Origin of the sequence: Cohnella terricola, from assembly GCF_007786475.1 — a bacterium.
Classification (GTDB): Bacteria; Bacillota; Bacilli; order Paenibacillales; family Paenibacillaceae; genus Cohnella; species Cohnella terricola.
Map to the genome: position 1 here is coordinate 22,040 of NZ_VNJJ01000009.1, position 20,062 is coordinate 42,101.

The following is a 20,062-nucleotide window of genomic DNA, read 5'->3' on the forward strand; positions in this document are numbered from 1 at the left end:
GAGGAGGGTATTGTTTAATGACAGTAAGCAGCAAATCAATCGACCAATTATCCGTAACGACAATCCGAACGCTTTCCATCGACGCGATCGAGAAAGCGAAATCCGGCCACCCGGGCATGCCGATGGGCGCTGCTCCGATGGGTTACCAATTGTTCGCGAGAACGATGAAGCATAATCCGTCGCAGCCGAGTTGGATCGACCGCGACCGTTTCGTGCTGTCTGCGGGACATGGGTCGATGCTTCTTTACTCCATTCTGCACCTGAGCGGTTACGATCTTCCGATCGAAGAACTGAAAAATTTTCGCCAATGGGGCTCCCTGACGCCTGGCCACCCGGAATTCGGCCACACGGCGGGTGTCGACGCGACGACCGGTCCGCTCGGACAAGGCATCGCGATGGCTGTCGGCATGGCGATGGCGGAAGCTCAATTGTCCGCTACATACAACCGCGATGGCTATGAAGTCATTAACCACTTTACTTACTCGATCTGCGGCGACGGCGACTTGTCCGAAGGCGTCGCTTCCGAAGCGGCTTCCATGGCGGGTCACCTTAAGCTCGGCAAGCTGATCGTGCTTTACGATTCCAACGACATCTCCCTCGACGGCGAGCTTGGCCTGTCTTTCTCCGAGAACGTCGGCCAAAGATTCCAAGCTTACGGCTGGCAATATCTCCGCGTGGAAGATGGCAACGACCTGGACGCGCTTGCTAAAGCGATCCAAGACGCGCAAGCAAGCGACCTACCGACGCTGATCGAAGTGAAAACGGTCATCGGCTACGGTTCCCCGAACAAAGGCGGCAAAGGCGGTCATGCCGGCCCGCATGGTTCTCCGCTCGGCACGGACGAAGCGAAGCTGACGAAAAACTTCTACGAATGGCCGCATGAAGACTTCCATGTTCCGGAAGAGGTTCGCGCGAACTTCGCCGAAGTGAAGAAAGCCGGCGAGCAGGCGTACGAAGCTTGGCAAGGGATGTTCGCCAAGTATAAATCCGCGCACCCGGAATTGGCCGTTCAATTCGAAGGCGCGGTAAAAGGAGAACTGCCGAGCGGTTGGGACGCCGATCTTCCGGCGTATACGACGGAAGACAAGCCTCTGTCCACGCGCGTGGCTTCCGGCAACGCGATCAACGGACTGGCCACCAACGTTCCTTTCCTTGTAGGCGGCTCCGCCGATCTGGAAAGCTCCACGATGACGCATATGAAAGGTCTGCCTAACTATAAACCGGGCAGCTACGACGGCCGCAACATTTACTTCGGCGTTCGCGAATTCGCGATGGCCGCGGCCATGAACGGAATCATGCTGCACGGCGGGTTAAAAGTATTCGGAGGAACGTTCTTCGTCTTCACCGACTACCTCCGCCCGGCGGTACGTCTTGCCGCGCTGATGGGCCTTCCGGTCGTCTACGTTCTAACGCACGACAGCATCGCGGTCGGCGAAGACGGTCCGACGCACGAGCCGATCGAGCAGCTCGCATCGATCCGCATCATTCCGAACTTGACGGTCATCCGCCCGGCGGATGGGAACGAGACCTCCGCAGCATGGGCTTACGCGCTGCAGAACCGCAGCAACCCGGTTGCTCTGGTCTTGACGCGCCAGAACCTGCCGATTCTAGAAGGCACGTCGTCGGCGCGCGACAATATCGCCAAGGGCGGTTATATCGTATCCGAAGCGGCAAACGGACAACCGCAAGGCATCTTGATCGCGACGGGTTCCGAAGTCCAGCTTGCGGTCGCTTCCCAGCAAGCATTGGCGGAGCAAGGCGTACACGTTCGCGTCGTCAGCCTGCCGAGCTTCGATTTGTTCGAGAAGCAAGACGCGAGCTATAAGGAAAGCGTTCTGCCGAAAACGCTCAAAGCTCGCCTGGCGATCGAAATGGCTCATCCGTTCGGATGGGAGCGTTATGTCGGCGACAACGGTGCGATTCTGGGCATCTCCACGTTCGGAGCTTCCGCTCCGGGAGACCGTGTCATTAAAGAATACGGGTTCACGGTCGATAACGTCGTAGCCGAATTCAAGAAGCTGCTGTAATCCGCATAGGGGAGATGGAGAGACGATGTCACAATTCAATAACGTATCCGTAGTTAAGAAAGCCAATGTGTATTTCGACGGTAACGTCACTAGCCGCGCGGTCATTCTCGAAGACGGTTCGAAAGTGACCCTCGGCATTATGCTTCCGGGCGAGTACGAATTCGGTACCGGCGCCAAAGAGATCATGGATATTCAAGCGGGAGAGCTGTCCGTGCTGCTTCCGGGCCAGGACGCATGGCTGGACATCGCGGAGCCGACCAAGTTCGAGGTGCCGGCCAACTCCAGCTTTAAGCTCAAGGTTAAGACGGTTACGGATTATATTTGCTCGTATATCGACTAGGCTTTTCTGATGAGCCGAATCAACCACTGCCGACTATCGAAGTCCGCGGTGGTTGTTTTCGTGATCGCGTGGCTCGGGGATAACGACTAATAAAGGATGTTCCGATATGAAAAAGAGGCTGCTTGATCTCCTCATGCTCGCGGCGGGTTCTCTGCTGTTCGCGCTTTCGATCAACGTATTCGCCATTCCGAACGAATTCGGGGAAGGCGGCGTTACCGGCGTTACGATCATTGCATATTACTTGTTCCATTGGTCCCCGGGGCTGGTCAGCTTGATTCTGAACTCGCTGCTGCTGTTGATCGGCTACAAGTTCCTGGACCGAACGACGGTCGCCTATACGATCGTTGTGATCATGATGTTATCCTTGTTCCTATATTTGACGGAAGGCTGGCGGATCGCTTCCGACGAGGTCGTGGTGAACGCGATCTTCGGCGGATTGCTGACCGGAGCCGGTATCGGCATTATTATTCGAGCAGGGGGTTCGACCGCGGGCTCGACGATATTGGCCAGGATTGCGCACAAGTACTTGGACTGGAACGTCAGTTACGCGCTGCTGTTCTTCGACCTGATCGTCGTGTTCGCCTCTTATTTCGTCATCGGTGCTCAATCTGTCATGTTGACGGTCGTCATGCTGTATATTGGCACGAAAGTGATGGACTTTATTATCGAAGGCTTGAATCCGAAGAAAGCCGTCACCATCATTTCCAAGGAGCACGCCAAAATCGCCGATCAAGTGGTATCCCTGATGGAAAGGGGCGTTACGGTACTGCACGGCCACGGATACTATACGAAAACGCAGCAAGAAATCCTGTATATCGTGATCGGCAAACAGGAATTAAGCATGCTCAAGAAGATCGTCAAGGCAAGCGACAAAAACGCTTTTATCACGATTCACGACGTGCGCGACGTGTTCGGGGAAGGTTTTATCGAGCTTTCAAAATAACGACGATAACGGAACTGCTGATATTTCATCTATCGGCAGTTTTTTTATGGAAATTGATTGTCAAAAGTGATATCATATAAATATCAAATAAATATAATCATTTATGAGGTGTCGCTATGACAACGACAAAGGCTTGGCATGTGAACGGTTTTCTGGCGCTGCTGCTTTCGCTCGTCTCCCTTGCCGGGGGCATTGCTCTTCTTGTTATCGGAGGAGATCGTCCGGAGCCGAACGGTCTGCTGATTACGGCAGGGATTGTGCTTATTCTATTGTTTTTCGTACTGTTGACATCGTTCACGATCGTGCAGCCGAACCAGGCGAAAATCATTACTTTTTTCGGGAAGTACAAGGGGACGATTACGGACAGCGGCTTATGGTTGGTCGTTCCATTCTCGGGCAAGGGGAAGGTATCGCTTAAAGTGCGTAACTTTAACAGCCAGACGCTGAAAGTCAATGATGCGGAAGGTAATCCGATCGAGATCGGCTGCGTCGTCGTATTCAAGGTCGTCGACTCGGCCAAAGTGGTATTCGATGTCGACAATTACGGCAAATTCGTCGAAGTCCAAAGCGAGACGGCCATTCGTCATATCGCGGCTAATTATGCCTATGACACGTTCTCGGAGAACGATACGACTCCTTCGCTTAGAGGCAATGCCGACGAGGTGTCCGCGGAGCTGACTCGCGATTTGCAAAACCGCTTGTCCATCGCCGGCGTCGAAGTGTTGGAAACGCGCCTCACCCACTTGGCGTACGCGCCCGAGATTGCCAGCGCGATGCTGCAACGTCAGCAAGCGACCGCGATTATCGCCGCCAGGCAGAAAATCGTCGAAGGCGCAGTGACGATGGTAGAATCCGCGCTGAACCAACTGAAGGACAACGGGATTGAGCTTGACGGGGAACGGCGCGCGGCGATGATCAACAATCTGATGGTAACAATCGTGTCCGACCGTGCCGCGACGCCGGTCATTAACACGGGTACGATGTACGGGTAAGGGATTATGGCTAAGGAAAAGAAGGCGTTCCCGCTCCGTCTCGATGCCGATCTGCACCGCGCGATAGAAAAGTGGGCGGAAGACGAATTCAGGAGCGTTAATGGGCATATCGAATATTTGCTGCGAGAGGCGCTCCGCAGAGCGGGGAGACTCCCGTCGGTCAGCCGGAGCAAGCCGCTCGAACCCGCGCCTGAGGATACGCAATAAAAGCAGGAGCCGCCAGTGTCCGAGATCGGGCAAAAGGCGGCTCCTGCTTGTATGCATTCAGTTAGACTTCGATGCGATGTATTCCTGCAACTGTATGCGTTGATAGAGCGGAAGGGCGCTCAGCATGCAGCCGTATTTGAACGTGCCGTGATTCCGTTCGATGCGGATGATCCGTGCGGTAATCGGCGGAAGCCGGGATTCTTGCAGGAAATGAATAACGACGAACATATCCGTCTCGAGCGGGAACTGCGATTCGACGAGAATACCGTCCTCGGACAAATCGCGAAGCTGTCCCTGAACGGACTGACCGCGGAATCCGCCGTCCCCTTCCCATTGATGGATGGACATCATGAGCGGAATGTTCAAGGGAAGGCGAGCGTTCTTGCGCCGTTCGAGAATTTCCTGGGTCGCGGCAGGTTCGGCCGTTTCGCCGATTTTTTTGCCGATCCAGTTCTCATAGATGCGGGCAAGAGCAGCGAGATCAAGCTCTCCGAGGCCGGCGGCTTGTCCGAGCTGAAATAGACTCTTGGCCGATTCCAACATCGGAGTGGATACGCCGATCGTATCCGTTAAGACGGAGCTTAGCTTTAGATCCTTCAGCATGAGGGCCAACGAGAATTGCACGCTATAGTCTTCTTCGATGATCTTCCGCCCTTTGAGATCCGCTTGTTTGCTCGCGGCTCCGCCCCCTTGTACGAGGCGAAGGAACGAGGAGGCGTCGATGCCGCTCTTCGCGGCGATGCCGCTCTTCGCGGCGATCGCCATGCCTTCGATGAGACCGGCCGCATTAATGCCGACGATCGTATTATGGGCAAGCTTGGCGGTCGCACCGCTTCCGCTCGGTCCCATATAGATCACTTCGCGTCCCATGGATAGAAAAATATCCTTGTGATCTTCTATCGCCTGACGGTCCCCGCCCGCCATGAACAGCAGCGTTCCGTCGATGGCGGCCGGTTTGCTGCCGGTTACCGGAGCGTCAATAAAATCGCTGTGGCGGGTAGCAGCATCGGCAGCAAGCCTTCTAGCGAGAGCAGGTGAAATCGTACTGCTGTCGATAATAAGTGTCCCGGGCTTAAGCTCATTCCAAATACCGTTTTCGCCGTAGTAGACCTCTTCGATCGCTTGATCGTTGCTGATCATCGTAATGACGACATCCGCTCTCTTGGCGATCTCGAGAGGGGAAGACAATTCGTCTGCGCCTAGTTCGATTAATTTATCCGCTTTGCCCGGAGTGCGATTATAGACAAGCAACGGATATCCTTTACGAAGCAGATTGGCGCCCATGGGCTCGCCCATGGTTCCAAGACCGATAAATCCGATCGTTTTCATGATGGCTATCCTCCGTTTTGAATGGGTACTTTAAGACATAGTATACCACTTGGAGACGGCGAACGAACGGTTCCTTCGGGTCATTGACGCGACGAATGAACGTGGAAAGCCTTATGCTTGCGTTTTCTTCATCAAAACTTCATCCTCGTTTGCTTGTGCTGATCGGATTTATTCAGTATTCTATATCTAATCTACATAGACCGTTCGAGGTCGAGAGAAAAGGGAGATGGCAATGAGCAAATCCATTCAGTTCGATTATTCCAAAGCGCTGCAGTTTGTCGGCCAACACGAGATCGACAACCTTGCGCCAGCTGTCAAATTGGCTCACGAGCAGCTACATAACGGAACCGGAGCGGGCTCCGACTACCTGGGCTGGATCAACTTGCCTTTCGATTACGACAAGGAAGAATTCGCTCGCATCCAAAACTCCGCCAAGAAAATCCAAGGGGATTCCGACGCGCTTATCGTCATCGGAATCGGCGGTTCCTACCTCGGCGCGCGCGCCGCGATCGAGATGCTGCAGCACTCCTTCTACAATACGCTGTCCAAGGAACAACGCAAGACTCCGCAAATTTTCTACGCGGGCAATAACATCAGCTCCACTTACGTGACCCACCTTCTGCAAGCGCTAGAAGGCAAAGACTGGTCGATCAACGTCATCTCCAAGTCGGGCACTACGACCGAACCGGCAATCGCGTTCCGTATTTTCCGCGAAGCGCTGGAGAATAAATACGGCAAAGAAGAAGCCCGCAAGCGCATCTACGCTACGACCGATAAGGCTCGCGGCGCCTTGAAAGTGCTAGCGACTGAAGAAGGCTACGAATCGTTCGTCATTCCGGACGACGTTGGCGGCCGCTATTCCGTGTTGACGGCTGTAGGTTTGCTGCCGATCGCCGCTGCCGGCATCGACATTGAAGCGATGATGAAAGGCGCGCAAGACGCGGCTACGAAATACAACAATCCGAACCTGAGCGAGAACCAGGCGTATCAGTATGCTGCGGTTCGCAACGCCTTGTATCGCAAAGGCAAAGCGGTGGAAATTCTCGTCAACTACGAGCCAGGACTGCACTTCGTATCCGAATGGTGGAAACAACTGTACGGCGAGAGCGAAGGCAAAGACTATAAGGGCATCTATCCGGCTTCCGTCGATTTCTCCACAGACCTGCACTCCATGGGGCAATTTATCCAAGAGGGCAACCGGATTATTTTCGAAACGGTGCTTCAAGTTGGGGAAGTGGCCGAGCAAATTACGATCCAGAAGAGCGAAGACGATCTGGACGGCTTGAACTTCCTTGCCGGCCAAACGCTTGATTTCGTCAACAAGAAAGCGTTCCTCGGAACTTTGCTCGCCCACACGGACGGCAACGTGCCGAACTTGATCGTCAACCTTCCGGACATGAGCCCGTATACGTTCGGCTACATGGTTTACTTCTTCGAGATCGCGTGCGGCGTAAGCGGCTACCTGCTTGGCGTCAACCCGTTCGACCAACCGGGCGTGGAAGCGTACAAGAAAAACATGTTCGCGCTGCTTGGCAAACCGGGCTTCGAAGAGCAGAAGAAAGCGCTGGAAGCGCGTCTATAATACCCCTTTTCTTAAAAGAGCGCCTTCCCGGCGCTCTTTTTGTGCGCGCTTCTTCTTGGCAAGATTGCGGGCGCGTACGATTGGGACGAGTTGGCGTGAGGATCGCACGATACGTAGACCACCGAACTACCAACGCACTGTCAGTGCTTTATGACACAATCAACGACCACCAACAGACCCGTAACGCACTACCAGTGCTCTAGTACACAATCGACGACCACCAACTTACCAGTAACGCACTGCCAATGCTCTACGCACATCCGACATACCACCAACATACCCATAACGCACTGCTAGTGCTCTAATGCACAATTGACGACAACCAACTTACCAGTAACGCACTGCCAATACTCTACGCACATCCGATATACCACCAACAGGCCCATAACGCATTGCCAGTGCTCTAGAACACAATCGACGACCACCAACATACCCATAACGCACTGCAAGTGCTCTACGTAAATCCGACATACTACCAACAAACCCGTAACGCACTGCCAGTGCTCTAGTACACAATCGACGACCACCAACATACCAGTAACGCACTTCCAGTGCTCTACGCACATCCGACATACCACCAACAAACCCATAACGCACTGCCAGTGCTCTAGAACACAATCGACGACCACCAACATACCAGTAACGCACTTCCAGTGCTCTACGCACATCCGACATACCACCAACAAACCCATAACGCACTGCCAGTGCGTTGCCATCCGAAGCCTGCTTATCCGCGCCAGCGCCAGATTCCCCTTTATCTACGATTACGAATTCCTTCCGCCGAAGCGATATGATAGGATGGGGATAAGAAGTTCCCGCCCGGCGCGGGAATAGGAATGAGAGGTAGCTATGCTCGCAAAATACTCCACCGTCAGGCAATTCGGCTTGGACGAGATCGTGATCAAGAAATCCCGCTTTATCGGACATGCGAAACCGGTCGAGTCCGAAGAGGAAGCGGTCGCATTCATTGAAGAAATCAAGAAAAAGCATTGGGACGCCACCCACAACTGCTCCGCGTACTTAATCGGAGAGCGTGATCAGTTCCAGAAGGCGTTGGACGACGGCGAACCCAGCGGAACTGCGGGCAAGCCGATTCTCGAGGTGATCAAAAACCGCGGCCTGAAAAACGTCGTCGTTGTCGTGACCCGTTACTTTGGCGGGATTATGCTGGGGGCGGGAGGTTTGGTCCGCGCCTATACAGACGGAGCGGTCGTCGGAATCGATGCCGCGGACCCGATCGTCAAAGTGCTGCATCGTGAAGTGATCGTTGACGTGGATTATACGTGGTACGGCAAACTGGAGAACGAACTAAGGGGAAGAGGCTTGAGGGTGGGCGATGTCTCGTTCACGGATCGCGTCCGGGTGTTATGCCTGCCCGAAGCCGGCGAAGCGGAGCGATTCCAAGCGTGGATCACCGATATCACGCAAGGACAAGCGCTCATCGAGCTTGGCGAGGAGCGCTATTTCATCGAAGGCGAGTGAGTCGATCAGCCCTTAAGGATCTTCACGTAATACTCGCGCTGGCGAGGACCGTCGAATTCGCAGAAGTAAATGCCTTGCCAGCGGCCAAGCAGTAGCTTGCCTCCCGTTATGATAACGGTCTGCGACGTTCCCGTTGTGATCGCCTTGAGATGAGATGCCGTATTCCCCTCGGCGTGCCGGTATTGGGGATGGTTCCATGGATAAACTTCATTCAAACGTAAGAGAACGTCGTGTTTCACATCGGGATCGGCGTTCTCGTTAATGGTAATTCCCGCTGTCGTATGCGGGCAATAGACGACCGCGAGCCCTTCCTGAACGCCTTGCGCGGCCACAAGGGCCGTAACCTGTCTCGTGATGTCGATCATCTCGTCGCGGCGCGACGTTCGCAAAGTTTCTTTTAACAACATGGACATCTCTCCTCTTCCACTTTTCCCCTGATTATACCACCCTTCAATTGAGCCCAACAGACAACTCACAACCCATAAGCACTTCGAATAAATTACATTAGATTTTTTAATAAAAAGGCGTTTGTACGGGGTTAACCTCATTGACGGGAGAAGCCGTTATCTGGTAAAGTAACAATACCTACTAATTTAATAGGAATTATATAATATACTGCGCTCAAAGCTTCGGGAGGTACGCGACAACGTGAGTTCCTTGCTGCAGGGTCGTTGGTGGAGCTGGGGGTTTCGCAGCACCGTCATTCTTTATTTTATGGTATTGATCATCTTTCCTATTCTTGGGATCTACGGGCAATCCCTGTCATCGGGATGGGCGGCGTTCACCGATAATATCGTGGAGCCGCTAGCATGGAAAGCGGTGCTGCTGACCGTCAAATTGGCGGTTATTGCAACCATCATTAACATGCTGATCGGCACGATGTCGGCATGGGTGCTGATCCGCTACCGTTTTCCGGGACGCAGACTGCTGAACAGCATGGTGGACCTGCCGTTTGCGCTTCCGACAGCTGTCGCGGGGTTGATGATCTTGCTGTTGCTCGGACCCCACAGCTTCGTCGGGGAATGGGCGGAGAGGCTCGGCTTCACGATCCTGTTCCATCAGCCGGCGATCGTCATCGCGATGGTGTTCGTGACGTTTCCTTTCGTCATCCGCGCGGTACAGCCGCTTCTAGAGGAGATGGATGCATCGGAGGAAGAAGCCGCGTACACGCTCGGCGCGACGAAAGCGGCAACCTTCTGGAAAGTGATTCTGCCGAATATGCTCCCGGGCATTCTAAGCGGTGCAATGCTCGCGTTCTCCCGAGCGTTGGCGGAATTCGGCGCGGTCGTCCTTGTCGCGGGCAACATCCCGGGCAAGACGCTGATCGCATCCGTATATATTTTCGGAGAAATCGAAAGCGACAATACGATCGGAGCGACCGCGGTCAGCGTTCTGCTTCTGACGTTCTCCTTCCTTATCTTATGGACGGTTAATTACGTGCAGATGAGGAGGAAGAACGGATGAGAAGACTATGGATCGGGTTAACCGTTGCCGTATTCGGCTTGCTGCTAATCGTTCCGGTCATCCGGATCGCCATGGGCGCATTCGACGTGGGTTGGAACGGATTCTCTAACGGGTTGGCCAGACCCGAATCGCTTCACGCGCTGTACATGACCGGGCTGATCGTCGTGGTCGTCACGATCGTGAACACTTTATTCGGAGTGATGCTATCGCTCTACTTGGTAAGGGCGAATTGGCTGGGACGACGACTGAAACAGCTCATTAACAGCATCGTCGACTTGCCTTTCGCCGTCTCGCCCGTCATCGGCGGTCTGATGATTGTGCTACTGCTCGGACCGGAAACGGCGCTAGGGGCGTTGTTCAATAAAGCGGGAATCGATATCGTCTATGCGCTGCCCGGTATGATCATCGCCACGCTGTTCGTCACCTTCCCGCTTATCGTGCGGGAAGTGATGCCCGTATTGCAGGAGATCGGCAACGCTCAGGAAGAAGCCGCGTCGACGCTCGGCGCGAGCGCCTGGACGACGTTCTGGAGGGTGACATTCCCGTCTATCCAGTGGAGCATCGTATACGGCGTCGTGCTTACGGTCGCCCGGTCGCTCGGGGAGTTCGGCGCAGTGCTCGTCGTTTCCGGCAACATTTTGTTCAAGACTCAGACGGCGACGACGCTCGTTTATCAAGATGTCGAAAACTTTAATCTCACCGCGGCGAATTCCATCGCCTTGGTTCTCGCGGCGGGTTCGGTAACTTTACTGTTGCTTATGGAATGGGCCAAATCGAGAAGGGAAGTGCATTAAGATGCATATCGAGGTTCGGGGATTAAATAAAAAATTCGGCGATTTTCAGGCGGTTACGGACGTGGGCTTCGAGATTGAGAAAGGCCAACTGATCGGTCTGTTGGGGCCGAGCGGCGGCGGGAAGACTTCGATTCTGCGCATGCTGGCCGGGTTGGAGTCCGTAGACGAAGGAGATATTCTGTTTCATGGCAAACGGGTTAACGATCTTCCTCCGCAGGAGAGAGGAATCGGATTCGTTTTCCAGAACTATGCGCTGTTCAAGCACATGACGGTCGCGGATAACATCGCGTTCGGCTTGGAAGTGAAGAAGTGGACCAAACCGAAGATCAAGGAGCGGGTGGCCGAATTGGTGGAGCTGACTGGGCTCTCGGGCTTCGAGAAGCGTTATCCGCACCAGCTATCCGGCGGTCAACGCCAGCGCGTCGCGTTCGCCCGGGCGCTTGCGCCGGAGCCGCAATTGCTGCTGCTCGACGAACCGTTCGCCGCGATTGACGCGAAGATTCGCCACGAGCTCCGCTCTTGGCTGCGGGAAATGATCGACCGTTTGGGCATTACTTCGATCTTCGTCACGCACGATCAAGACGAGGCGATCGAGGTCGCCGATCAGATCATGATCATCAATAAGGGGCGTCTGGAGCAGAAAGGCACGCCTTGGGAAATCTACAAAAATCCGCAGTCGCCATTCGTTGCAGGCTTCATCGGGGAGTCTACGATCGTGGAGGACGTATCGTCCTTGCGTGGATTCGGCAATGTCTCCGACTGGCCGGGAACGAAGGCGCTCATCCGTCCGGAGTACGTGGAGGTGGGCAAATCCTCGGATTTCGAATTGCTGTCGGCGACAGAGACCGGACACGTCAGGCACGTGCATTTTCGCGGGAGCGAGTGGCTCGTCGAAATCGAGGTCGGCTCGACGAAGCTCGTCACCTACCGCTCGCTCGAGAAGGAGATTCTCCATCCCGGAGACGAAGTTCAGGTGCTGATCCATCGCGCCTATTTGTTCAACGACAATGACAGCTGGGTCATGGAGAATAAGTTGAAGGTAGACCCGATGCCGGTTCATATTTAATGCCAAAAGGGAGCCTACGCGGGCACCGGGAGGATCGCAATGAGGACGGGAAGCCGTATATTTACGAAAAATCGCGGAACGTTGCCGTTCAGCGCCATTATTTTTCTGCTGTGCGCGCTCGTATTGTCGGGCTGCAGCGGCGCGCAAACGCCTGCTGGCGGGAATGTGGTTCGGGACCCCGCTTCCCCGGGGAACGTCACGTTGGTCATCGGCGCGTATTCCGTGGCCAAGGACGCTTTGCACGAGGTTTTGCCGGCGTTTAAGGCGCATTGGAAAGCGACTACGGGACAGGACGTTTCTTTTCAGGAATCCTATGAAGCCTCGGGCACTCAAGCCCGCTCGATCATCGGTGGATTCGATGCTGACGTGACGCTTCTAGCGCTCGAAGGAGACATGGAGAAACTTGTAGGTGCCGGCCTCGTATCCGCGGAGTGGAACCGGGGACAGGATCGAGGGATGGTTACGCGTTCAATCGTCGTAATGGGTACGAGGGCCGGAAATCCGCTCGGAATTAAGGACTTCGAAGACCTGGCCAAGCCAGGCGTGAAAGTGCTGTATCCGAACCCCAAGACGTCCGGGGGTGCGCAGTGGGATATCAACGCCATCTACGGCGCGGGGCTGAAGAAGTCGGAACGGGTATCGGGCGCGAAGGATCCGGCGTTTGCCAAACGGTTTCTGGAGGACGTGCACCGCAACATCGAATCGATGGACAAGAGCGGACGCGCTTCGATGGCGGCTTTCGAATACGGCGTAGGCGACGTCATCGTGACGTACGAGAACGAACTGCTGGCCCGGATCGCGAAAGGCGTTCAATACGATATCGTCGTGCCTCCCAGCACGATTCTGATCGAGAACCCGGCCGCAGTCGTCGAACGCAATGCGGATCGACACGGAGTCAGGGAAGCCGCGGATGCGTTTGTCCAATACTTGTATTCCAAGGATGCGCAGAAGCTGTTCGCTAAGTACGGCTTCCGCCCGGTGGACGAAGGGTTGTCGAAGGAACTGCAAGCCCAATACCCTATGCCTGCGGAGCTGTTCACGATCGATTATTTGGGCGGCTGGGACGAGGTTCGCAAGACGTTGTATTCGAAACGCGGAATTTGGTATCAGGTGTTAGCCGGCGAATAACGCGGATTATGCCGATTTCATTTGGTAAAATACAGCTTTTGCGGGAATGCTATGCTCCGCTGGGCTGTTTTTTTTGCTATAATTATCGATTAGAACAACAATCGCAGGTTTACTTCACAGAATTCATCGCAGGGTAGCAGATAGGGAGGACTAACATTGTCAAAAGCGCCAACTACGATTCGAACGATAACTTTGATTCTTTATTTTAAGCTCATTTCGTTTGTCGTGATGATGGGATGGTCGTTAATCAGCTTCAAGGATTATGCCAGTCTGTCAAACGGAGACATTACTTTTTTAATCATCAGAATCTTGCTAGTGATCGTATCTATTTTCCTTATGCTTCGATTCGTGAAGAGAAGAAAGATGCTTCCTTCGATACTTGTGAGTCTAGTTATTTTATGGTTTTCTCCGGATCAAATTCAATTTATGCTGTCGCTCCTCATCGTGTTTTTCTTCTTCTTGAGACAGACCCGGGAATATTTCCGGGAGGGGCCGACGTCAGTGCCGGCTCAAAATCTGTCTGATGACGGCGACGAAGCCGACAAGGCCGCATTGGACGAACCGGACGAAGCGCCAACCGTACCGCTCGCCAAGCTGAAGAAGGATCCGGAAGTGTACATACGCGAAGCGACTGCGGACGATGCGGATACGGTCTATTCGCTGATGATGATGGCGTTCGAGGAGTACAGGACGGCGACTCCGCCATCCAGCGCCCTTGAAGAGACGGAAGAATCGGTGCTGGAAGCTCTTCGAGAAGGAAGCGAATCCGCGGCGATTTTGTACGAGGATGATACGGCAACGGCGATGGTGCGCTTTAAGTACGAAGGAGAAACCATTTACTTCTTCCGTTTATCCGTCGTTCCGCATAGACGCAGAAGAGGTTATGCGAAACAATTGATCAAATGGATCGAGAAGCAGGGAGTCTCCAAAGGACTTACGATCAGCCGCTGCAAAGTGAGACAATCGGTCCAGAACAACCTGATGCTGTATCAGGATATGGGCTATGAGATCGTGGATCAAGAGCTGGTCGTTCGTCCGGCAGGTACGGTGAAAGCTCTGACTATGGAGAAGAAACTCTGGGAATAGTTGACTTTGATAATCAGGGAGGGATGGCCGTATAGCCATCCCTTTCTCGCTTGCGGGGGAAGGAATATGAACGAACCGGGGAAAAAGCTGAGGAACGTCGGAATCTTCGCGCATGTCGATGCGGGCAAGACGACGACTACGGAGCAAATGTTATATCGAAGCGGAAAGATTCGGTCGCTAGGCAGCGTGGACGACGGCACGGCCCAGACGGACTGGCTCGAGGTCGAACGGGCGAGAGGAATCTCGGTTCGGTCGGCGGTAACGAGATTCGTATGGAACGATATTCAAGTTAATCTCGTCGATACGCCGGGACACGTCGATTTTCTGTCCGAGGTGGAAAGATCGCTTCGGGTCATGGACGGAGCCGTGCTTATTCTGTCCGCAGTCGAGGGCGTTCAGGCGCAATCGGAAGTGATTTGGCAGGCGTTAAGAGATCTCGGCATTCCGACATTGATCTACGTGAACAAAATGGATCGGATTGGAGCGGAGCCGGACCGGGTGTTGGAGGAAATCCGCAGATTGCTGTCCCCGGACGCGATTCCCGTGCAGGCATTCGGGGGAGTCGAAGGAGAATTCGCGGAACCGGATCCGTTATTATCCTATGTTGGGAGCATGGCTATCTCCGGGGAGCATGCGGCGGAGAGAAAACGGTTGGTCGAAAAAGTCGCCGAACAGGACGACGCGCTGCTTGAACGCTACTTCGAGCAAGGGGATTTGGCGGACACCGAGCTATGGCCGGTACTGCGTTCGGAAATCCGTGAATCCGGGATTTTTCCGGTTTTGTACGGAGCATCGAATCGCGGAATAGGCATCGATTCACTGTTGGATGCGATCGTTCACCTATTGCCTGCTCCGGAAGGAGAGACTGACGCGCCGTTGTCCGGGGTCGTCTTTAAGTTGGACAAAGACCCGGTGATGGGCAGAATCGCGTACGTTCGGTTGTACGGCGGCGTCCTTCGGAATCGGGACACCGTGCTTCATCGCGCGCTCGGAATCGAAGAGAAGGTGACGCAGATTCGCAAAATGGACGGGCAGCGCAGCGAAGACGTCGGAATTCTGAACGCGGGGGATATCGCTGTCGTATGCGGGTTAAGCCGCGCAAGAATCGGAGATATTATCGGCTCCGAAGAGGGAGTGCCTGGCGAGAAGAGGCTAGCCGAACCGCTGCTTGCCGTTCAGTCGCATTGGGCGAACGAGGCGGAGTATCCCGCCGTTGTCGCTGCGTTCCAGGAGCTTGCGGACGAGGATCCTCATTTGGACGTGCAGTGGCTGCCAGAAGACCGAGAGCTTCATCTTCGGGTGATGGGACCGATTCAAGTTGAGGTGCTGATGGAGATGATGAAGAGTCGATACGGCCTGTCCGTCACCTTCGGAGCGCCGTCGGTGATCTACAAGGAAACGCCCGCGAAGCAAGGCGAAGGTTTCGTCGCTTATACGATGCCGAAGCCTTGTTGGGCGATTTTGCGATTTGTCATCGAGCCTGGCGAGCGGGGCAGCGGGCTCTCGTACCGCTCAATCGTGCGTACGGAGCGGCTGCTGGAGAGTTATCAGAACGAAGTTGCCCGTCGCGTGCCCGAGGCGCTCGAGCAAGGGTTGAAAGGCTGGCCGGTCACCGATCTGAAGGTGACGCTGATCGAGGGCGAGCACCACGTCTGGCATACCCATCCGCTCGACTTCGTCGTCGCGACGCCGATGGGCATCATGGACGGACTGGCGAATACGGACACGAAGCTATTGGAGCCGATGCTTCACTTCCGACTGTCGACCCCCGAGGAATACGGCGGCAAGCTGATGAGCGAGCTCTCCGTCATGCGCGGGGAGTTTGATACACCCGTCGTCCGGCAGGGCCGCATGGAGATCGAAGGCAGGCTGCCGGTGGCGACCTCGCTCGATTTTCCGGCGCGGCTTGGCTCGATGACCAAGGGTCGGGGAACGCTCACGACGTTCTTCGACGGCTACCAGGAATGTCCGCCGGACGTTCAAGCGGAACGTACCCGGCGCGGCGTCAACCCGCTAGACACGTCCAAGTACATTCTAGCGACTCGTAATGCGTTGTCTCAGGGTTAAAAAAACGGAACCGGCGAATGTCCTTGTTTAACGCAACAATCTCGCGGTGACGACCGTTTGCCCTAATTCGTTGTTCGCGACGTTGACGGCAATCACCTTTGTCGTGCGATGCCCGTTGCGGTCAGTGATCGCAATCGTGATCCGATCTTTCTTTAATTCGTCCGGATAGTCTTCCAGTTGCATATGTCCGATGCCCGATCCATTCCCGCCCGCCATCTCTGCTTTTTCTTTCGGCTCTGCATCGGGCGCCGGCTTCTGCCCCGCGCCGAGAAAATGCGAGAAGTTGTCCGCGGAGGCCCATTTGTGCATGTTCCACGCCGTCCACCGATACCAGATTTTGTCGTAGTCGCGGAAGTTCTCGTCGAACGTCATCGTCATCTTTTTGTCGTACAGAAGGTTAAAATCGGCTATCGACACCTGGCGCTCCTCGTCGAACTTCTGGTAGACGTCCTGATTCCAATATTTTTCCTGTTGCGTCTTCGTCCAATCCACGGCGTACAGATACTCATTCTCCGTCGACATCTCGATCTTGGCGATGTTATCGCCCTCCACGTAAAATTCCAACCCGGGTCTCGAATCGACGTAACTGACGTACGTGCGCGATTCGCCTGTCGCGTCTCCGTAATCCGCCAACTTGAACACGGCATCGCCTTCGCCCATCTTGACGTTAATGGCGTAGGCCGAAGTCTCCCCGCTCCCGAACGGGATGCCGGGGAGGACGAACAACGCCAGAGCGATGGCGATTGCCGGAATGGCGATCCACGAGCGACGGCCCCGCCGCCGGCTCCGCGTCGCTGTCGCATCGCCGTGCGCATGCTCCTTCTCTTGAAGGCCATTCAGCAGGCGCTGTCGCATCCGCGACCGTTGCGCCTCGTCCGGCCCCATTCGATCGAATACCTTCGTCAATTTTTCCCTATTCACGCGGATCCTCTCCCATTTCCAATTTCAGTCGGTTTCTGGCGGTGCGCATTTGCGTTTTGACCGTATTCGGGTTCAGCTTCAGCATCTCCGCGATCTCGTTCACCTTGTAGCCTTCGTAATAATGCAGATACAGCACCAGTCGGTTCGTCGGCGGCAGCTTGCGGAGGTAGTCCTCCAAATCCCGATCGCGGACGGCGTCCGTCGACGCAAGCTTCAACGTACCGGCGTCGAGATCGACGACTTTTTTTTTCCACCATTTACGGTGCAGGTCGCGGCAATGATTTTGCGCGGCGGTAATGAGCCATGCCTTCTCGTGTTCGGAATCGTTGAATAGCTTGTCGCTTTCAAGCAACTTGACGAAGACGGAATGCGTCGCGTCCTCCGCGTCCTGTCTGTTGCCCATCAGCGAGTAGCACACCCGGTACACCGTGTCGACGTGACGATCGTACGCATCGGGCAGCGCGAACCTCGGATTTTCGGCGTATGGATCGTCGATCATTTCCTTGCTCGCACGTAACAAGGATTTTTCCATCGGCTTCCCTCCCTTCCAAACGTAACACGTTCGAGCGGTTCAAATGGTTTGCGCCACCGCAAACTGCCAGAACCTAAAGAAGATCGCCAATATCCTAGCCAAGAAGGCGGGATAAGGGGCGATCTTCTTCAGTTCATAGCAGAATTGTTTCCGTTTCTATTTCTCGCTTAAACGTTCAAGACGAATTTCTCGATCACGTGCTTGACGCCGTCGTCGTTGTTGTTCAGCGTAATGTAGTCGGCGATTTCCTTCAGCGCCGGTACGGCGTTGTCCATCGCGACGCCCAAACCGGCCGCTTCGACCATCTCGTGGTCGTTCATCGCATCACCCATGGCGATCGTCTCTTCCATCGGAATGCCATAGTGGGCCGCGAGGAAACGAAGCGCATGGCCTTTCGTCCCTTCGAGATGCAGGAACTCGAGGTAGTTCGGTTTCGATTTGGTCAGATGAACGCGGGAGCCGAACCGCTCCTTCAATGCGGGCAACATTACGTCCAGCTTGGCGGGTTCGTCAATGATGATCATTTTCGTCTGTTTAGGGTGCTCGATGATACGGCGGAAATCCGGTTCGATTGTATAAGGAATTTTCGATTGCGCGGCATAGCCTTTGATTTTCTCGTTATCTTCAGCGACATACAGCTTGTCGTCGATGTAGCTTTGCAGATGCAAGTCATTAGCTTGGCAATATTCGTATAGCTCGCCGGCGACGTCTACGGGAATGGAGCGCTCGTAGAGTACCTCTTCGTCGAGCAGGTTTTTGATTAACGAGCCTTGGTAGGTGATGATCGGAACGTTAAGTCCGACTTGGCGGGCGATTTTCTGTGCGGAATCGAACATTCTTCCCGTGGCGATCGTAATATGAACGCCGCGGGCGATCGCTTCGTTCAACGCTTGGCGGGTCGCCTCCGTCACCGTCAATTCGTCTGTGAGCAAAGTGTCGTCCAGGTCCATGGCAATCAAGCGGTATGGCATCTGTCTCTCCCTTTCTGTCTCTTATATCGTCCCATTGTACCCCAAATAATCATGATCGAAAAGAGAGACAGGCGTGCTATAATGGTAGCAATAATCCGTGATAAAAGGAGGAACTGGATATGAAGCGTTTGCGTTGGGGAATACTCGGCTGCGCTGCGATCGCGGATCGCGCCGTTATTCCTGCCATTCAGGCGTCGGAGACGGGCGAGCTCGTCGGCATCGCCAGCAGGAACGTGGAGAAGGCCAGAACAAAAGCCGAGGAGTTCGGCATTCCGAAATATTACGGCAGTTATGAGGCGCTGTTGGCCGATAAGGATATCGACGCGGTGTACATCCCGCTCCCGAACCATCTGCACAAGGAGTGGACGATCGCGGCGGCCAAGGCCAGCAAGCACATCCTGTGCGAGAAGCCGCTCGCGCTGAACGCCGCGGAAGCGCAAGAGATGGTTGACTTCTGCAAGGAAGCCGGCGTGCATCTGGCCGAAGCTTTCATGTATAGACACCATCCCCGCATCGCGCGAGTGAAGGAAATACTTGCCGGCGGCGAGATCGGCGAACTAAGGGCGATCCGGGGTGTGTTCACGTATAACGGCGCGGCGAACCGAACCGATATCCGCCAAGTAAAGGCGTGGGGCGGGGGCGGGTTGTACGACGTCGGCGTCTATCCGCTTAGCGCGGCGCGCTGGATCGTCGGCGCCGAGCCGGAAGCGGCGACGGTGCACGCGCTGTTCTCTCCGGAGCACGACGACGTGGACATGATGGCCTCGGGCATGGTCGAGTTCAAGGGCGGCGTGGCCCTGACGTTCGATTGCGGCATGTGGGCGACGTTCCGCAACGAGCTTGAGATCGTCGGGACAGACGGGACGATCGTGCTGAAGCCGTCGTTTCTTCCGAACAAAGAGACCGATACGATCGAAATCTATGCCGGGGGCAAAACCCGGATCGAAGGTCCTTACGGAGTAGACGCCTACGTGGCGCAATCCGACCAGTTCGCGCGCGTCGTATGGGGCGAAGAAGCACCATTATATTCTGCGCAAGACGCGGTCGAGAACATGAAGCTGATCGACGCTTGTCTGGAATCGGCTCGCAAGCGTGAGCGGGTAATTATGAATTAAATTGCGAAGAGAGAGC

The 20,062-nt window shown here is 54.8% G+C and carries 19 protein-coding genes and 1 pseudogene; 14 read left to right on the forward strand and 6 right to left on the reverse strand.

The genetic code is table 11. The features are described from left to right. Positions 1-17 precede the first annotated feature (17 nt). The 5 genes from tkt to FPZ45_RS16170 all read left to right on the forward strand — a co-directional run bounded on the left by tkt (position 18) and on the right by FPZ45_RS16170 (position 4,509). Positions 18-2,027 (forward strand): transketolase, encoded by a 2,010-nt coding sequence (tkt, locus tag FPZ45_RS16150; RefSeq protein WP_144703957.1) that lies wholly within the window; start codon positions 18-20, stop codon positions 2,025-2,027. A 25-nt stretch (positions 2,028-2,052) separates the two neighbouring features. Then, positions 2,053-2,367 carry a pyrimidine/purine nucleoside phosphorylase gene (ppnP, locus tag FPZ45_RS16155; protein WP_144703960.1) on the forward strand — a complete coding sequence of 105 codons (315 nt, stop codon included), beginning with the start codon at positions 2,053-2,055 and terminating at the stop codon, positions 2,365-2,367. Between the two features lie 106 nt (positions 2,368-2,473). Further along, entirely contained in the window at positions 2,474-3,310 is an 837-nt protein-coding gene (locus FPZ45_RS16160; RefSeq protein WP_144703963.1) for a YitT family protein, read from the forward strand. A 116-nt stretch (positions 3,311-3,426) separates the two neighbouring features. Beyond that, positions 3,427-4,302 (forward strand): SPFH domain-containing protein, encoded by an 876-nt coding sequence (locus FPZ45_RS16165; protein WP_144703965.1) that lies wholly within the window; start codon positions 3,427-3,429, stop codon positions 4,300-4,302. Positions 4,303-4,308: 6 nt separating this feature from the next. Continuing rightward, on the forward strand, positions 4,309-4,509 hold the full coding sequence (locus FPZ45_RS16170) for a type II toxin-antitoxin system antitoxin (protein WP_144703968.1): 201 nt from the start codon (positions 4,309-4,311) through the stop codon (positions 4,507-4,509). A 57-nt stretch (positions 4,510-4,566) separates the two neighbouring features. Here the strand turns inward: FPZ45_RS16170 and FPZ45_RS26055 are convergent, their stop codons facing one another. Together FPZ45_RS26055 and FPZ45_RS16175 are read right to left on the reverse strand one after the other, a co-directional pair. Further along, entirely contained in the window at positions 4,567-4,956 is a 390-nt protein-coding gene (locus tag FPZ45_RS26055; RefSeq protein ID WP_425457009.1) for a PilZ domain-containing protein, read from the reverse strand. Further along, positions 4,939-5,838 (reverse strand): annotated as a pseudogene (locus FPZ45_RS16175) (NAD(P)-dependent oxidoreductase); the annotation flags it as partial. The pseudogene FPZ45_RS16175 and the gene FPZ45_RS26055, both read right to left, overlap by 18 nt. A 232-nt stretch (positions 5,839-6,070) precedes the next feature. Here FPZ45_RS16175 and FPZ45_RS16180 point away from each other — a divergent pair. Together FPZ45_RS16180 and FPZ45_RS16185 are read left to right on the forward strand one after the other, a co-directional pair. Then, complete coding sequence (locus tag FPZ45_RS16180) at positions 6,071-7,420, forward strand: glucose-6-phosphate isomerase (protein WP_144703974.1); 1,350 nt, start codon at positions 6,071-6,073, stop codon at positions 7,418-7,420. An 849-nt stretch (positions 7,421-8,269) separates the two neighbouring features. After that, entirely contained in the window at positions 8,270-8,902 is a 633-nt protein-coding gene (locus tag FPZ45_RS16185; protein ID WP_144703977.1) for a YigZ family protein, read from the forward strand. Positions 8,903-8,907: 5 nt separating this feature from the next. Here FPZ45_RS16185 and FPZ45_RS16190 read toward each other — a convergent pair whose 3' ends face one another. Beyond that, a complete protein-coding gene (locus FPZ45_RS16190) occupies positions 8,908-9,309 on the reverse strand; it encodes a secondary thiamine-phosphate synthase enzyme YjbQ (protein WP_144703980.1) in 402 nt (133 codons plus the stop codon). A 241-nt stretch (positions 9,310-9,550) separates the two neighbouring features. Here FPZ45_RS16190 and cysT point away from each other — a divergent pair, with 241 nt between their 5' ends. The 6 genes from cysT to FPZ45_RS16220 all read left to right on the forward strand — a co-directional run bounded on the left by cysT (position 9,551) and on the right by FPZ45_RS16220 (position 16,507). Further along, positions 9,551-10,366, forward strand: a complete 816-nt coding sequence (gene cysT, locus FPZ45_RS16195; protein ID WP_144703983.1) for a sulfate ABC transporter permease subunit CysT — start codon at positions 9,551-9,553, stop codon at positions 10,364-10,366. After that, positions 10,363-11,160, forward strand: a complete 798-nt coding sequence (locus FPZ45_RS16200) for a sulfate ABC transporter permease subunit (RefSeq protein ID WP_144703987.1) — start codon at positions 10,363-10,365, stop codon at positions 11,158-11,160. The genes cysT and FPZ45_RS16200 overlap by 4 nt, the downstream gene beginning before the upstream one ends. Position 11,161: 1 nt before the next feature. Next, complete coding sequence (locus FPZ45_RS16205; RefSeq protein WP_144703990.1) at positions 11,162-12,226, forward strand: sulfate/molybdate ABC transporter ATP-binding protein; 1,065 nt, start codon at positions 11,162-11,164, stop codon at positions 12,224-12,226. 39 nt (positions 12,227-12,265) lie between these two features. After that, positions 12,266-13,354 carry a sulfate ABC transporter substrate-binding protein gene (locus FPZ45_RS16210; RefSeq protein WP_144703993.1) on the forward strand — a complete coding sequence of 363 codons (1,089 nt, stop codon included), beginning with the start codon at positions 12,266-12,268 and terminating at the stop codon, positions 13,352-13,354. Between the two features lie 156 nt (positions 13,355-13,510). Then, positions 13,511-14,440 (forward strand): GNAT family N-acetyltransferase, encoded by a 930-nt coding sequence (locus tag FPZ45_RS25775; protein WP_246120475.1) that lies wholly within the window; start codon positions 13,511-13,513, stop codon positions 14,438-14,440. 66 nt (positions 14,441-14,506) lie between these two features. After that, on the forward strand, positions 14,507-16,507 hold the full coding sequence (locus FPZ45_RS16220) for a GTP-binding protein (RefSeq protein WP_144703996.1): 2,001 nt from the start codon (positions 14,507-14,509) through the stop codon (positions 16,505-16,507). Between the two features lie 27 nt (positions 16,508-16,534). Here FPZ45_RS16220 and FPZ45_RS16225 read toward each other — a convergent pair whose 3' ends face one another. From FPZ45_RS16225 to FPZ45_RS16235, 3 genes are all read right to left on the reverse strand, one after another. Next, on the reverse strand, positions 16,535-17,428 hold the full coding sequence (locus FPZ45_RS16225; protein WP_144703999.1) for a hypothetical protein: 894 nt from the start codon (positions 17,426-17,428) through the stop codon (positions 16,535-16,537). Beyond that, positions 17,421-17,960: an RNA polymerase sigma factor gene (locus tag FPZ45_RS16230; RefSeq protein ID WP_144704002.1), complete on the reverse strand. Its 540-nt coding sequence runs from the start codon at positions 17,958-17,960 to the stop codon at positions 17,421-17,423. Before FPZ45_RS16230 ends, FPZ45_RS16225 begins: the two co-directional genes overlap by 8 nt. A 167-nt stretch (positions 17,961-18,127) precedes the next feature. Beyond that, positions 18,128-18,931, reverse strand: coding sequence for a Cof-type HAD-IIB family hydrolase (locus tag FPZ45_RS16235; RefSeq protein WP_144704005.1), 804 nt, complete (start codon positions 18,929-18,931; stop codon positions 18,128-18,130). 119 nt (positions 18,932-19,050) lie between these two features. Here FPZ45_RS16235 and FPZ45_RS16240 point away from each other — a divergent pair, with 119 nt between their 5' ends. Beyond that, positions 19,051-20,046, forward strand: coding sequence for a Gfo/Idh/MocA family protein (locus FPZ45_RS16240; protein WP_186438423.1), 996 nt, complete (start codon positions 19,051-19,053; stop codon positions 20,044-20,046). Positions 20,047-20,062: the final 16 nt, after the last annotated feature.